Origin of the sequence: Amycolatopsis balhimycina FH 1894 (assembly GCF_000384295.1) — a bacterium.
GTDB lineage: Bacteria > Actinomycetota > Actinomycetes > Mycobacteriales > Pseudonocardiaceae > Amycolatopsis > Amycolatopsis balhimycina.
The window spans coordinates 8882694-8897279 of sequence record NZ_KB913037.1; the positions used below are offsets into that span (position 1 = coordinate 8882694).

The 14586-nt window shown below is 70.2% G+C and carries 13 protein-coding genes; 6 read left to right on the forward strand and 7 right to left on the reverse strand.

All coding sequences use genetic code 11. The features are described 5' to 3' along the window. Positions 1-2: 2 nt before the first annotated feature. Positions 3-722 (forward strand): G1 family glutamic endopeptidase, encoded by a 720-nt coding sequence (locus tag A3CE_RS0140925; protein ID WP_020645907.1) that lies wholly within the window; start codon positions 3-5, stop codon positions 720-722. 248 nt (positions 723-970) lie between these two features. Here the strand turns inward: A3CE_RS0140925 and mhpA are convergent, their stop codons facing one another. Genes mhpA through A3CE_RS0140950 form a run of 4 tightly spaced genes read right to left on the reverse strand, consistent with a single transcriptional unit; the run spans position 971 to position 6418 of the window. Further along, positions 971-2476, reverse strand: coding sequence for a bifunctional 3-(3-hydroxy-phenyl)propionate/3-hydroxycinnamic acid hydroxylase MhpA (gene mhpA / locus A3CE_RS0140935; protein WP_020645909.1), 1506 nt, complete (start codon positions 2474-2476; stop codon positions 971-973). Then, positions 2473-4356 carry an acyl-CoA synthetase gene (locus A3CE_RS0140940; RefSeq protein ID WP_020645910.1) on the reverse strand — a complete coding sequence of 628 codons (1884 nt, stop codon included), beginning with the start codon at positions 4354-4356 and terminating at the stop codon, positions 2473-2475. Before A3CE_RS0140940 ends, mhpA begins: the two co-directional genes overlap by 4 nt. Then, positions 4353-5288: a fumarylacetoacetate hydrolase family protein gene (locus A3CE_RS0140945; protein WP_020645911.1), complete on the reverse strand. Its 936-nt coding sequence runs from the start codon at positions 5286-5288 to the stop codon at positions 4353-4355. The genes A3CE_RS0140940 and A3CE_RS0140945 overlap by 4 nt, the downstream gene beginning before the upstream one ends. Further along, the gene (locus tag A3CE_RS0140950; protein WP_020645912.1) at positions 5285-6418 is read right to left on the reverse strand and encodes a VOC family protein; all 1134 of its coding nucleotides are present in this window, start codon (positions 6416-6418) and stop codon (positions 5285-5287) included. The genes A3CE_RS0140945 and A3CE_RS0140950 overlap by 4 nt, the downstream gene beginning before the upstream one ends. Positions 6419-6536: 118 nt before the next feature. Between A3CE_RS0140950 and A3CE_RS0140955 the strand changes: the two genes are divergently transcribed. After that, positions 6537-7193, forward strand: a complete 657-nt coding sequence (locus tag A3CE_RS0140955; protein WP_020645913.1) for a TetR/AcrR family transcriptional regulator — start codon at positions 6537-6539, stop codon at positions 7191-7193. A gap of 464 nt (positions 7194-7657) precedes the next feature. Further along, positions 7658-8512, forward strand: a complete 855-nt coding sequence (locus tag A3CE_RS0140960; protein ID WP_020645914.1) for an HAD family hydrolase — start codon at positions 7658-7660, stop codon at positions 8510-8512. Positions 8513-8686: 174 nt separating this feature from the next. On the opposite strand, the gene A3CE_RS0140965 is transcribed toward A3CE_RS0140960, so the two are convergent. After that, positions 8687-9676 (reverse strand): Lrp/AsnC family transcriptional regulator, encoded by a 990-nt coding sequence (locus tag A3CE_RS0140965; protein ID WP_020645915.1) that lies wholly within the window; start codon positions 9674-9676, stop codon positions 8687-8689. A gap of 127 nt (positions 9677-9803) precedes the next feature. On the opposite strand from A3CE_RS0140965, the gene A3CE_RS0140970 reads away from it, so the two are divergent. The 3 genes from A3CE_RS0140970 to A3CE_RS0140980 all read left to right on the forward strand — a co-directional run bounded on the left by A3CE_RS0140970 (position 9804) and on the right by A3CE_RS0140980 (position 13564). Further along, complete coding sequence (locus tag A3CE_RS0140970) at positions 9804-10985, forward strand: M20 metallopeptidase family protein (RefSeq protein ID WP_020645916.1); 1182 nt, start codon at positions 9804-9806, stop codon at positions 10983-10985. After that, positions 10982-11164 (forward strand): hypothetical protein, encoded by a 183-nt coding sequence (locus tag A3CE_RS0140975; protein WP_020645917.1) that lies wholly within the window; start codon positions 10982-10984, stop codon positions 11162-11164. The genes A3CE_RS0140970 and A3CE_RS0140975 overlap by 4 nt, the downstream gene beginning before the upstream one ends. A 153-nt stretch (positions 11165-11317) precedes the next feature. Further along, complete coding sequence (locus tag A3CE_RS0140980) at positions 11318-13564, forward strand: autotransporter-associated beta strand repeat-containing protein (protein ID WP_020645918.1); 2247 nt, start codon at positions 11318-11320, stop codon at positions 13562-13564. Between the two features lie 80 nt (positions 13565-13644). Here A3CE_RS0140980 and A3CE_RS0140985 read toward each other — a convergent pair whose 3' ends face one another. Together A3CE_RS0140985 and A3CE_RS0140990 are read right to left on the reverse strand one after the other, a co-directional pair. After that, complete coding sequence (locus A3CE_RS0140985) at positions 13645-14220, reverse strand: hypothetical protein (RefSeq protein WP_020645919.1); 576 nt, start codon at positions 14218-14220, stop codon at positions 13645-13647. Continuing rightward, positions 14207-14545 carry a DUF4429 domain-containing protein gene (locus A3CE_RS0140990; RefSeq protein ID WP_020645920.1) on the reverse strand — a complete coding sequence of 113 codons (339 nt, stop codon included), beginning with the start codon at positions 14543-14545 and terminating at the stop codon, positions 14207-14209. Before A3CE_RS0140990 ends, A3CE_RS0140985 begins: the two co-directional genes overlap by 14 nt. Positions 14546-14586 lie beyond the last annotated feature (41 nt).

Consider the following 14586-nt stretch of genomic DNA (forward strand, 5'->3'; position numbering starts at 1 on the left):
CGATGTCCGGCAAAGTCCTACGTGCTTTCGCGGTCGTGGCGGTCGCCGCGGCCGGTGTCGCGTTCGCCGCGGCTCCGGCCGCCGGCGGTGTCGCGAACGCCGCCTTCGCGCACGCCCACAACGCGTCCACGTCCACGAACTGGTCCGGGTACGCGCTCACCGGGACCTACACCGCCGTGACCGGGCACTGGACCGTGCCGACGGTCTCCGGTTCCGGAAACCACTACTCGTCGCAGTGGGTCGGCATCGACGGGTTCGCCAATTCGAACCTGATACAAACCGGTACCGCGGCCTACGTCGAGAACGGCAGGGCGACCTACCACGCGTGGTGGGAGATCCTCCCGGCCGCCGAATCCCCGCTTCCGCTGACGATCCACGGCGGCGACGCGATGACCGCCACGCTGACCAAGAGCCCCACCAGCACCGCCTGGCGCATCACGCTCACCGACGACACCACCGGTGAAGCCTTCCGCGGCGCCCTCGCCTACGCCGGCCCGGACGCGTCGGTGGAGTGGATCGAGGAAACGCCCACGGTCAACGGTGCCGTGGGCCCGCCGCCGCGGTTCACGACGTTCAGCTTCACCGGCGCCACGGCCAACGGCGCCAATGCCGGCCTCACCGCGAACAACAAGATCACGCTGGTGCAGAACGGCGTCACCTACTCGACGCCCTCCGATCCCTCCGGCGGCAACTCGTTCTCGGTCTCCTACACCGGGCCGTGACACCCGGCCCCGTGGGTGTCCCCGCCCCGCACGGATTGAGCCGAAACCTACTGATCAACAACGCCGGAAATACCGATCACGGGATAGACCCCCGCCCGCCGGCTTCCCAGCGGCGGTGTGCTTCGTCAGTTCAGCGGGACGGGCGCTTCGATGCCCGGTTCGATCCGGGTGCCGGCACTGTTGAGCACCCCGGCCAGTATCGCGTAGTGACCCGGCCGCGCTGTCGCGGCCACGCGTGTGGTCCCGTTTCACGGGGTTGCGCGGTAAGGAGGTATCGCCGTGCAGAGGGCGGCCAAGTCGCGCCCGGCGCTGTGGACCGTCGCGTCGGGACGGACGACGGCAGCGTGGGCGAAGCCGCGGCGCAGCCAGTCGTGCAGGACTCTGCCCGGCCGGGCGACCACGAGCACGGCACCGCGTTGTTCGATGTCCGCGCGCTGCGAGGGCGACGGCTCGGCGGCGCTGACGACGGCGAACCGCCCGGCTGTCACGTCGTCGAGGCGCCGGTCGCCGTCGATCGGTGCGTTGGGGCATTGCCGGCCGGCCAGGGAATGCCGCAGCGGCGGGCGCACCACCAGGGCGGACCGGTGCAGGGCCGGGGTTTCGGTTTGGAGCACGCGCTTGAGCAGGCCGGGCACGAGGTGCAGGCGGGGGGCGGCGACGCGGCGGAGGAGGTTGCCGAGTTCGCCGCCTTCGGTCATGGCGGTGCCCATCAGCTTGGCGAGCCTGATCATGGTGGTGGCGTGGGGTTTGCGTTCGGTCTCGTAGCTGGCGAGGACGGTTTCGGCGAGTGTCCCGTCGAGCACGCCGGCGAGCTTCCAGGCGAGGTTCATCGCGTCGCGCATTCCGGCGCCCATGCCCTGGCCGATGAACGGCGGGGTGAGGTGGGCGGCGTCGCCGAGGAGGAAGACCCGCCGATCGCGCCAGCGGTCGGCGACCTGGGCGCGGAAGGTGTATTCGGCGACACGGAGGATGTCCAGGCGATCGGCCGGTGCCTCCCCGGTCCACGGCTTGATGAGGGGGAGCAGCGCGTCCGGTGCGCGGTAGTCGTCGGCCGTTTCGCCGTCGGCCAGCTGGAATTCCCAGCGGTAGCGGTTCTCGCCGATGCGCATGTACGTGGCGGCGCGGCCCGGGTCGGAGACCTGGTGCACCCCTTCCCAGGCGCCGAGGTCGACGTCGGCGCGGATGTCGACGACGAGCCAGCGCTGGGTGAACCCGAGGTCGCGCAGGACGGCACCGATCGAGGTACGGGTCAGGCTGTTCGCTCCGTCGCAGCCGAGGACGTACTTCGCGAGCACGGAGTCCGGTCGGCCGGACTCGGTGAACGTGACACGCACACCACCGGCCTCCGGGGCGAGAGAGGTGACCTCGGCACCGCCGCGCAGCGTGACCACGCTGTGCCGCTTCAGTCCCGAGCGCAGGAGCGCTTCCAGCTCGGGCTGGTCGAACATGCTGGCCTCGGGATAACCGTGCCTGCCGTGCGCCGCGTCGCGCCGGAACTCCGCGAGCACGTGCATGTCCCGGTCCACGAGCCGCAACCCGTTGCAGCGCCAGGAAATCGCCGCGAACTCCTCGAAGAGACCGAGCCGGCCGAGGATGCGGCAGACCTCGTCGTCGAGGTGGACGGCGCGGGGCTGGGGGTAGATCGTTTCCCAGCGGTCGAGGACGAGGGACTCGATGCCGTACTGGGCCAGCAGGGTGGCGGCGGTGAGGCCGGTCGGGCCCGCACCGATGATCACCACGGGTACGTCGGTCACGAGGCACCTGCCAGGCGCCAGCCGATCGCGTAGCGACCGAGGACGGCCTTGATCGCGGAGTCTTCGCCTGTGGTCCGTACTACCGCGACGACCGCGCCGTCGTCGATCTCGGCCTCGACGTCCAGCACCCCGGGGACGCCGGCCAGGGCTTCGGTGAGTTCGCGGCGGGTGGCGTCGGCACGCAGGGCGGGCTTGTACGGCTTGCCGAGGTCGGTCAGCGGCAGGGCATCGAGCACCGTGACGGTCTTCGGCGCCGCCGCGGACTCGGGGACCTGGTCGCGGGCCCAGTCGCCCAGTTCCTGCTCGGTGACCGCGGAACCGGCAGCGAGCGTCACGTAGGCGACGGGGACCTCGCCGGAGTGGGCGTCGGGCCGGCCCACCGCGCCGGCGGCGGTGACCGCGGGGTGGGCGAGCAGGGCGTCCTCGATGAGCGCGGGGTCGATGTTGTGGCCACCGCGGATGATGAGGTCCTTGGCACGGCCGGCGAGATACACGAACCCGCCGGAGTCGAGGCGGGCGAGGTCGCCGGTGTCCAGCCAGCCGTCGACGAGCTTGCCGAGGCCGTCGAGGACGTGGCCGTGCTCGTCGCGGCCGGTGACATAGCCGGGGAACACCGTGGGGCCGCTGATCGCGAGCACGCCGGTGTGTGCGGGTGGGAGGTCTTCCCAGGTGCCGTCCTCGCGGACGCGCACGGCCTTCATCCGCTGGTAGGGCAGCCGCTGTCCGACCGAGCCGGGCCGGGGCGCGTCGGGGAAGCTGCGCGCGCTGGCACAGGTCGCTTCGGTCAGGCCGTAGCCTTCGACGAGCGTGATGCCGGTGTGGGCCTGGAAGCTTTCGCGGACGGCGGCCGGCAGGGGAGAGGCGCCGACCATGGCGAAGCGCAAGCTGCTGATGTCCGCGTTGACCGGGCACTGCGCGAGCACCGCGTAAACGGTGGGGACCGCGCTCATCGAGAAGATCCGGTGGTGCTCGACGATCTTCCAGAACTCGCCGTAGAGCTGGACGTCACGGTAGCCCAGCGGCCCGGCCCAGACCGTGGCCTGTCCCTTGAACAGCGGCGCGAGCAGGGTCACGACCAGGGCGTTGACGTGGAACAGCGGCAGCGCGGCGAAGAGCCTGGCGTCGTCGTCGAGCAGCGAGTTGGCGGCCAGCATCCAGGCGTCGGCGATCTCGCCGGCGTGGGTGTGCGCGGCCAGTTTCGGTGCGCCGGTGGTGCCGCCGGTCGGGAAGAACGCGGCCAGGTCGTCCGGACTCGGTGGTGCACCGAGGAACACCGGCGAGTCCTGCCCGGCCGCCAGCTCACCGAGGTAGCCGACGCGAACCCCGGGCAGGCTCGGCAGGTCCGGGACCGGCTCGGCGGCCCCCGTGGGCCGGAGGACCAGGAGAGAGTCGACATGCCCGTCCTGGGCGAGGGCTTGCGCGGTCTCCCAGACGGCCGACGACAGCTCGGGCCCGGCGGTGACGAGCACCCGCGCGCCGGAACGGCGGAGGAGCTGGGCGAGGTGCTTGCGCGAGAGGCCGCCGTTGAGGGGTGCCGCGATCCCGGCGAGCTGCGCGGCCAGGGTGACGGGCACCAGCTCGGCGGTGTTGGGCGACATCAGCGCGACCGCGTCCCGCCGGCGGACGCCGAGTTCGTGCAGCAGATTCGCGTAGCGGTGGACGTCGCCGAGCAGTTCGGCGAAGGTGCGCTGCCGGGATTCGCGCCAGCGCGCGGCTTCCGGCAGCACGGTGATCGCGGTGCGGTCCGGCCAGGTGGTGGCGGCGCGGACCAGCAGGGCGTAGGTGGACGCGGGAAGGCCGCGTGCCGCCAGCGGCACGGCCTCGATCGCGGCGACGTCGGTGGGGGCCGAGTACTCCGGCCACAGCAGGTTCCCGTTCATCGGGCGTGCCTCACCACCGTGCGCTGGGTGCCCAGGTCGATCGTGCCGTCGTCGGTGGCCACTCCTGCCTCGATGACGTCGCCGTCCTGGAGGTAGCGGGGATTCCTTGCCTGGCCCCGGAAGAACAGCTTCCACTTGAGCGCCGGTGGCAGGAGCGAGCCGATGATCTCCACTGGCTTCGGCGGTGCGGACAACGCCGTGCCGACCGGGGTTCCGGTCAGGACGAGATCACCCGGGTCGAGCCGTTGGAAGCGGGTGAGAGCCCGAAGGGCCTCGGCGGGCCGGTAAATCATGTCGGCGACGGTCTGGTCTTGGCGGGTTTCGCCGTTGACGCTCAGTTTCAGCCGCAGATCGGTGAACCGCTTGAGCTCGTCGGCGTCGAGCAGGACCAGCGCGGGCCCGGTGGGGGTGAACGTCGGGTAGGACTTGGCCTCGTAGAACTGGGTCTGGGGCAGCTGGATGTCGCGCGCGGAGACGTCGTTGGTCACCACGAGGCCCGCGACGTACCCGGCGACGTCGTCACCGATCTCCGTGCCGACCGGGATCTCCGTGCCGATGACGAGGCCGATCTCGACTTCGTAGTCCAGGAGCCGCACGTGGGCGGGGCGCACCACGTCGTCGTGCGGGCCGCTGATCGAGCCGGACGACTTGCGGAAGAACGTCAGCGGCACCGTGTCCGGGTTCCCGCCGGTGTCCTCGACGTGCGAGGCGAAGTTGGTCATCTGCGCGACCACCCGGCACGGGGCGGTGACCGGCGAGACGAGTTCGAGGGTCTCCACGCCGACCGTGCGGCCGCCGGCAGTAGCCGCTTCGAGGGCTTTGCGGTCGGCGAGCAGCTGGGCGGTGGTCGTGGCGCGGGTGGCGACCTTGGCCACCCCGGCCGGGGTGGCCACCCACCAGGCGTCGGCGGTACGCAGGACGGAAATGCTCATGACACAGCTACTTTCAGCAGGCCGCGCAGGCGGTCGAAGTCGAATTCGTTTTCCTCGCGCAGCGCGCCGATGATGGCGCGCAGCTCGCCGAACGCTTCCCGGCCGGGTTTGACGCCGAGGAAGTCCTTGGTGGCGGGCGGGCCCCACTGGGCCAGTCCCGACGCCGTCATCGGCGCCCAGCCGGGCTCGAGCGAGCGGTCGAACATGTCGCCGTCGCTGAAGTGCTCGACGAGGAATCCGTCGGGGTCGCGCCAGTAGTCGAACAGCTGGCTGCCCTGGATGTGCCTGCCGATGCCCCACGACCGGCGGTAGCCCCGCTCGAGCAGGTACTCGCCGCCGGCGGCGAGCGAATCGAGGTCGGGCACCTGGTAGGCCGAGTGCACGTACCGGTTCGCCGGGCCGAGCACCATCGCGAGGGTGTGGTGGTCGGTCGGGGTGCCGCCGCGGTCGCAGCGGATGAAGCTCATCACCGGACCCCGGCCGCGCTGCCCGGGGTAGTAGAGGAAGTCGCTCACGATCAGGCCCAGGTGGCTGAGGTACCAGTCGAGCGTTTCGCGGTACTTCCTGGTCTGCAGCACGACGTGGCCGAGCCGCTGCACCTTGGCCGGCTCCCGCCGCGGCCGCTGGGTGGCGTTCACCCGCGTGACCTCGTGCCCGAAGTTGAGGGGCAGCGGCTTCTGCCCCGGCAGCGCGGGGAGCTCGTGCGTGCCGGATACGACTCGCACCCGGGCGCCGCTCGGGTCGTGCAGGTCCACTGTGGCGCCGCCGAGGCTCTCCGGCAGGCGGGTGACCTGGTGCCCGGTCGCCTCCGCCAGGCGAAGCACGTCCGTCGGGTCGGCGGCCCGGAACGCCGGTCCGGTGAACCGTGAGCGCGGGCCGCGGCGGATCAGGACGCAGGGCGCGCCGGGTTCGGTACCGCGCAGCTGCAGCTCGTCCGCGGTGCGTAGCGACGTGGTGAAACCGAAGGCGTGGGCGAACAGTTCGGCCTTGGCCAGGTCCGGCTTCTCGAACTCCAGCCACGCCAGGTCGTGCACCTTGATGACCGGATTGGGCGCCCTTCCCGGGTGCTCCCCGGGCAACGCGCCCTGCTCGCTGTGCAGGTCGGCGTGGGGATCGTCGTGGTCGATCATCGCCCCTCCCAAGTTGTTGACGATATCGTCACTCCCGAGGGTACCGTCAGTCAAGCGATTCTGACGATTTCCTCATTTCTGAGGTGATCAGCTAAGGTGGCTCCCGGGAGGTGCGGGTATGACCGAGCAAGCGACCGGTGACCGGTCGGCGCGGCGCAAGGCGCGAACTCGTGCCGCGCTGCTCCGGGCGGCTCAGGCCTTCATCGCGGCCGGGAACACGAACGTCCCGATCCTGGAGATCACGCAGGCCGCCGACGTCGGGATGGGTTCGTTCTACAACCACTTCGAGAGCAAGGAACAGCTCTACCAGGCGGCGGTGGAAGACGCGCTGGACCGCTACGGCGCCTTGCTCGACGAACTGACCGCGGATCTGGACGACCCGGCGCTGGCGTTCGCGCAGAGCTTCCGGCTGAGCGGCCGCCTGCACCGGCTGCAGCCCGAGTTGAGCCGGGTGCTGCTGAACAACGGGCTGGCCCTGGCAACGTCCGAGTACGGGCTGGCGCCCCGGGCCCGCCGGGACATCGAGGCCGCGGTCGAAGCCGGTCGGTTCACCGTGCGCGACCCCGAACTCGCCATGGTCACGGTGGCCGGCGCGATGCTGTGTCTCGGCCAGCTGCTGCACGACCGGCCCGGCCGTGACGCCGCGGAGGCGACCGACCAGGTCGCCGAGGATCTCCTGCGCATGCTCGGCCTGTCCGCCGACGAAGCACACGAACTCTGCCGGCGCCCTTTGCCTGACGTCGGCGCGGCCGGTTCCCGCGACTCCGCCGCGTAGCTCAAGTCACTCGTCCGTCCGGCCGGCGCTCTGTCGTGCCCACTGGTCGGCGTGCCCAGTTGTCCACCCGGCTGTGGGGTGAGATACATCGTGCATCGGACGCACTGCGATGAACTCACTCCCACCACGGCGTTTGCTGAAGGTTTCGGCGACCGCCGCGCTCCTCGCGAAGGCGGGCGTCCGGAGGCGGCGTTCGCGCTTTGGGCTCGTGCGGTCGAATGCCGGCGCGGACCCGCCGCGGCCGACGTCGCCGACTGCGTCCGGCTGCATCCGACGGTGAGCGCACTCGGGCACGCGCGCATCGCCGCCGTGCTCGCCCTGTCCGACACCGCCTTCACGGTGAGCGCCGCCGGCGGGCAGCGGCAGGTCGCGCGCGTCGCACGCCGCCTCACGCGCACCGAGCGCAAGCTCGACGCGATCATGGCCCACCTCGGTATCGCCGAGCCCGAGTCCGACTGCACGAGGTGCTGCGGCTTCTGCGTGAGGGCAAGAAGATCGAGGCCATCAAGGTCTACCGCGAGCGCACCGGCGCCGGCCTCGGGCGCAACTCGTCGACAAGACGGGCCACGGTCGCTCAACCGCGCGGCTTGAGCATCGGCTTCGGTGATGATGCTGGGTTTCACGCCTCGGCGTCAGGTTCTTGGCGCGGTGCGCGGGGCCTGTTGCCCTCCGTGTTTTGGTCTGCGGCCGATAGGGTGGCGATCATGGCGATTCGTGCGGCGGTGTTCGACATCGGCAACGTACTGGAGATCGCGCCCGACCTGGGGGTCGGCAGACGGTGGGAGGCCAGGCTCGGTCTCGCGGAGGGCGAGGTCGGCGGACGACTGGCTGACGTCTGGGCAGCCGGGGCCATTGGCGTGGTCACCGAGGATGAGGTGCGTCAGGCGATCAGCGATCGACTCGGCGTTGCCGATGAACAGGCCGACGCGATCATGGCGGATCTCTGGGAGCAGTACCTGGGCACCGGCAACACCGAGTTGATCGAGTATTGCCGGGGGCTGCGCCCGCGCTATCGGACCGGCATCCTGAGCAACAGCTTCGTCGGTGCCCGGGAACGGGAGCAGGCCGCATACGGGTTCGAGGACCTCGTAGATGACATCGTCTACTCGCACGAGGTCGGCATGAGCAAGCCAGATCCACGGATCTACGAGCTCAGCTGTGCGCGGCTCGAGGTCCGCCCCGAGGAAATGATTCTCCTCGACGATATCGAGCCCAACATCGCCGCCGCCCGTGCGATCGGGATCCGCGGAATCCACTACCGCGACAACGCTCAGGCAATCGCCGAGATCGAGGAGCTGCTGACGCCAGACGGTGATTGAGCCGGCCTGGGGCTCAGCCGCTGGGCGTAGAGCAGGAGCTGCAACCCGGCGACGCGAGAAGGCGATCACGAACCAGATCGGTGCGGTGGGCCGCGCTGGGAGTGTCTTGCCGCAGCGTGGCTTCGTGCGGTCTCGGATTGTGGACGAAGCATCCTCGGCTCCACCACCCTCGCGCTACCGCGGCGCCGCCGATGCCCATGGGTCGATGGGGACCACGTCGGTGATCCGGCCGGCTTCGTCGAGCAGGCAGCCCATTCGCTTGGCGGCGTGCAGCGTGACGGCGCGGTCGGTCAGGGTGAGGGCGGGGAGTTTTCCGGCGAGTTCCGCTTCCAGGCGTTGGACGTCGCCGAGGGAGCGCAGCCACAGGGTCATCACCAGGTTGTCCGCTCCGGTGGTGGCCGCGCACAGGCGGACTTCCGGCAGTTCGGTCAAGGTGGCGGCGGTCCGGTGCAGTTCGTCGGGGGGTACCCGGGCCCAGAACGTTGCGGCGACCGGCCATCCGGTGATGGGCTGGGCGACCTCGCAGCGCAGGGACAGCAGGCCGCCGTCGATCATCTCGTTGAGGCGGCGGCGGACGGTGGATCCGCTTTTCGCCGTGCGGGCCGCGATGTCGGCCGCGGGGGTGCGGCCGTCGTCGAGGGCGCTGAGCACTTCCCGGTAGTGATCGTTCCAGACGGGCCGGTTGCCGGTTTTCGGCGGGGTGTAGACGCGCCGCTTCGGCGACAGCGCGTCGAGCCGCCAGTGGTTGCCCTCGCCGTAGACGGTGGTGACCACGTGGGTCCGCGTTCCGCGCAGTCCGGGAAGCTGCTGGAGCTTCTGGAGAACGAGCCGGGACAGCGTCGCCAGATCGGGCGTCAGCACGGTCAGGAACAGGTCCCGGCCGCTGCTGACGATCGAGATCGAGGCGATCTGCGGGACACGGGACAGCACCTCCACCGCATGCGCGCGAGCGGTCGGCTGGAGGTCCAGTTCGATGAACGCGTTGCAGTGGTCCTGCGCCCACAGCCGGACGTCGGGATAGGCGGTGACCCGGGCGGATCCGGCCTCGACCAGTCCCTGCCAGCGCCGCGTGGCGGTAGCGGGGTCGACGCCGAGTGACCGGCCGATCTCGTGCCAGGTCGCGCGGGGTGCCGCCTGCAGCGTGTGCACGAGCTGCAGATCCATCTCGTCAGGTGTGAGCACATCCCGCACTTAGGGCCATCCAAGTGAGCGAAATCGTGGATCTGGACCCTCAGGGTGACATCGGCCGCGATTCTCGGCAAGAAGCCCAGCGACACCGAGGAGACCGCCGATGTCCGTGCACGACGACGCCACCGCGATACGCGACGATCTGGTCCGGCTACGCCGCCGGCTGCACGCCGAACCCGAGATCGGCCTGGACCTGCCGCGTACGCAGGAGAAAGTGCTCGCCGCACTCGACGGGCTGCCGCTGGAGGTGTCGCGCGGGGTAGCGCTGAGCTCTGTGACCGCGGTGCTGCGGGCGAACCGGCCCGGGCCGGTCGTGTTGCTGCGCGCGGACATGGACGCCCTGCCCGTGCACGAGCGCACCGGACTCGGCTATGCGTCCCGTGCCGACGGAGTCATGCACGCGTGCGGACACGACCTGCACACCGCCATGCTGGTCGGCGCCGCGCACGTGCTCGCGGCGAGGCGAGACGCGTTGCCCGGGGACGTGATCTTCATGTTCCAGCCCGGCGAGGAAGGCTGGGACGGCTCGGCCGCGATGATCGCCGAAGGCGTGCTCGATGCCGCGGGAAAGCCACCGGACGCGGCTTATGCGCTGCACGTGTTCAGCGCCGCCGTGCCGCACGGGATGTTCACGGCCCGCCCCGGCACGACCATGGCGGCCTCCGACGGGCTCGAAGTCACCGTTGTCGGCTCCGGCGGGCACGGCGCCAGGCCGCATCGCGCACACGACCCGATCCCGGTGGTGTGCGAGATCGTCACGGCACTGCAGACCCTGGTGACCCGCCAGTCCGACATCTTCGACCCGGTGGTCCTGACCGTGGGGTCCCTGCACGCCGGAACGCGACGCAACGTCATACCCGACACGGCGAAGTTCGAAGCGACCCTGCGTACGTTCTCCGCACCCGCCAAAGCCCGGCTCAAGGACGCCGTCATCACCTTGGCGGAGTCCATCGCCCGGGCACACGGCCTGCGTGCCGAGGTGACCTACATCGACGGATATCCCCTGACCGTCAACGACCCCCAGGAGACGGCGTTCGTCGCCGGCACCGTCGGCGAGGTCCTCGGCGGACACCGGTTCCGCCACCTGGCCGACCCCTTGCCGGGCGGCGAGGACTTCTCCCGGGTCCTGCAACGGATCCCCGGAGCCTTCGTCCTGCTCGGTGCGGGCGACGGCACCACGGACAACCATTCCCCGCTGGCCGTGTTCGACGACTCGGTCCTGCCGGACGGCACCGCCGTTCTCGCCGGACTGGCCCTCCGCAGAGGACGGAGCACGCTGTCGTGATCGTCCTCTTCCTGATGGTGGCCGGTGGTATCGCGTTGGTGATCGCCGGCATCGTCCAAGGCCACCCCGCCACCGCGATCTTCGGTGGCGTACTGCTCGCCTTCCTCTTGTGGGGCATGACCGGCGGCCGGTCCGGCGGCGACGCCGACAGCGGCGACGCCGGCGACGGGGACGCCTGACCAGGCGCTGAGGCTGCCGACGCGGAGTCCGGAGTGGACTTTGCCGAGTACGCCAGGGCAATGGGCGCACGGGGTTGACAGGGCTGTGCCGGCCACGAACACTGAGCGCCGGAAGAATGTTATCGCTAACATCATGGAGTAGAGGTCGTTCGCGTGCGGCGTGGCGGTTGCTGGTTTTCGGTGGTGGTGACCGCGGTCCTCCTCGCGGCCCTGGGGGCGCCGAGCGCGTTCGCCCAGTCCGGGGGCAGGGACGTCACCGCCGACATCCTCGCGAACCGGGACGTGACGCTGAGCGGGGACACTGTCGTGCGGCTCACCGGTGGCGTCACGACCTACACGGGCGTGATGAGCGGTGAAGGGGTCTTCACCGTCGGTGGAACGGGCACCTTGGTGCTGGTGAAAAACAGTGACTTCTCCCTGCCGAGTGAGCGCCGCCGGCAGAAGATCGTCACGGTGGGCGGCAACCATCCGGTGAGCACGATCGAGAACCCCGACCCGCCCGCCGTGATCGTGCAACGCGGTGCGACTCTCCAGTACGGGGCCGGAACCGGCGAGGATGGCATCATCGGGCATTTCGCCCAGGCGCCCGGAATGTCGCTGAACACGCTCAACCACCAGATCGACGGGACCCTCGACCTTGCCGTGCACCGGCAGGTGGACCTGGGCGTGATCAGCGGCTCCGGACTCGTCAAGCAACGGCGGAGCACCTGGCCCGGCATCGAGCTGCCGGGAACGCACCCGTTCTCGGGCACGCTGTACGTCGGGACCGGCGCGGACTACGGCAGCGTGAACTACCTCACCGCCATGCCGCACGTGCGCAAGGTGGTCAACCAGGGGTCGTTCATCCACAATGCTCCGGACGGCGAGGTGGTCACCGACGCCGCCGACATCTACTCGCAGTACTACGGCAACGACATCAACTTCCACACCTGGGGTTCCGGTGTGGTGCGGATGTCGGGCGTGTACAGCTGGTCGGACAACGGGTCGGACACCGATCCCGCGCTCAGCGACCCGTCCCGGAACTTCGCCACCGTGCCGCACCGCGACAACAAGCGCGGTATCAACATCGAAGGCGCCACGGTGACCTGGGGCGACGGCACGAACAACCGCTTCTTCCTGCCGGGCAACGAGAACACCGTCTACCTCAACATGCACGCGGACCCGAGCGGCGCCCGCAGCGTGCTGAAGTTCGACTACGACGGCCCGGTCACCCTGGACGCGCCCATCTCCGGCGGCAAGTACCACGACACGATGGCGGACGTCGGCCGCGGCGACGTCGTCATCGCGGCGACTCGCGGTAACGCGGTCACCTTCACCGCGCCGCAGAACTACGACGGCGACACGACGATCGGTGAGGGCGCGTCGCTGCGGCTGGGTGACGGAAGCCCGCGGGGTGACAGTTCGCTGCTGCGGACCGGCAAGATCGTCGACAACGGCGAGCTGATCGTGCAGAACGCCACCGGCGGTGCCGAACTGGCCCGGATCGGTGGCAAGGGTTCGGTGACCCAGGCCGGCCCGGCCACCACCACCCTGACCGGCGAGCTCAGCTACACGGGCCGGACCACGGTGAAGGCGGGCACGCTCGCGGTCACCGGCGGTTCCCTCACCGCGAGCACCGCGGTCGACCTGCCGGCGGCCGGGGCGACGCTGGACCTCGCCCGGGCCGGCGACCAGACGGTCAACAACCTCTCCGGCGCCGAGGGCAGCACTGTGGTGGCCGGACGCAAGCTGACCGTCCGTGCCACGGCCGCGACGACGTTCGGCGGCGCCCTGAACGCCGCCGACGGTGTCACCAAGACCGGCGCCGAAACGCTCACCTTGACCGGCAAGCACACAACCCCGGACGGCACCTGGACCGTCCGGGAGGGAGCGCTCGCGCTGGGCGGGTCGGTCCAGGCGCGGCAGCTCGCCGTGGAGCCCGCCGGTACGGTGCGGGCCACCGGCACGGTCCAGGGAGCGGTGGACAACGCCGGGACGGTCGAGGCGACCGGCATGACCGTGCGTGGTGCCTACACCCAGCGGCCTGGCGCCCGCCTGACCGCCACCCGGATGAGCGTCACCGGCGCGGTGAAGCTCGCGGGCACCTTCGCACCGGCCCCGGCGCAAAGCCCCGGTGTGATCATCGACAACCAGGGAACCGACCAGGTCAGTGGCACCTTCGACGGGCTGCCCGAGGGAGCGGCGGTCGGCGCATTGCGGCTCTCCTACCACGGCGGCGACGGCAATGACGTCGTCCTGACGGGCAGTTCCGGCGCGATCAGTTCTGACACAACGACATCGCAAGCCGCGGCCGTGTCGAGCTTCGGGCCGTCGTCGTGGTGGTTCTGGGCGGCGGGTGCGCTCGTGCTGCTGATCGCCGTCGTGTTGCTGGTGCGTCGGCGGTCACGGGACCGGAACTGAGTCCCTGGTCAGGTCGGCTTCGGAAGCCGGCCTGACGCAGGGGCCTGCCGGCCGGCCCCTGCGTCGCGGTGGTGCGAGTGTTACGAGAGCCCCAGTTGCCGGTAGAGCAGAGGGCCGAGGTAGATGTTCAGGCCGTACCAGACGGCAACGGACCCGCCCGCGCAGACCAGTGCCGCCAGTAGTGCGGCAGCCATGTTCCAGCCGGCGTCGCACAGCGACTGCTGCAGCGAGTAGAAGTAAAACGCGGCGAGGAGCAAAGGGCCGAGGAACGGCAGAACCGAGGCCACGAGCCCCACCGCGATCTCCACGCCGCTGAGGTTGCCGAACTTCGACAGGTAGTTGGCGAGCACGGACGAGAAGGTGAAGATGATCGCTGCGGCCAGGGTCACGACCGCGGCTGTCGCCAGGATCCGCGCCGTGCCCGAGGCGCCCGGTGCGGGTGCCGTCCGGGCCCTGAGCGCCTTCACCGCCTTTCCGAGACTGCTCATGTAGAACCCGGTGCAGGCAAGACCCAGGCTGTAGGTGAACAGTTTTTCGTCCCCGCCGCGCAGGTGCAGCTTGAAGGCGAAAACCCCGGCCGCGACGCCGAGTACCGCCAATGCCAGCGCCACCAGTGCGTTCCGGTCCGGTGACGCGCTCGCCTCATCGGCGGCCATTGTCGAGCGCTTCCTCGATCGCGTTCTTCAGCTGCACGAACTGGTCCGCTTCCCGGCCGGTGAAGATGATGGAGTGCGCGTCCTTGATGGCCTCCATGAACGCCGGCCGGATCGGCGTACCGGTCAGGGGCGGCTGGCCGGTGTTGATGCGGAAGTAGCCGTTCTTCAACGCCACCGCCGGGCTGAATTCGATGTACCGGATCGCCCGCAGCGGCACCGACATCTCGGACTTGCCGGCGAGAACGCTGCCCAAACCCCGCGGGGGCCTGATGGTGACCGTGGTGCCGTCGAATTCGACACTGCCACGTCTCGTGGTGACCTGCATTTGCGTTTCCTTTGCGTGGGTCGAGGTTGTGCACCCGATCG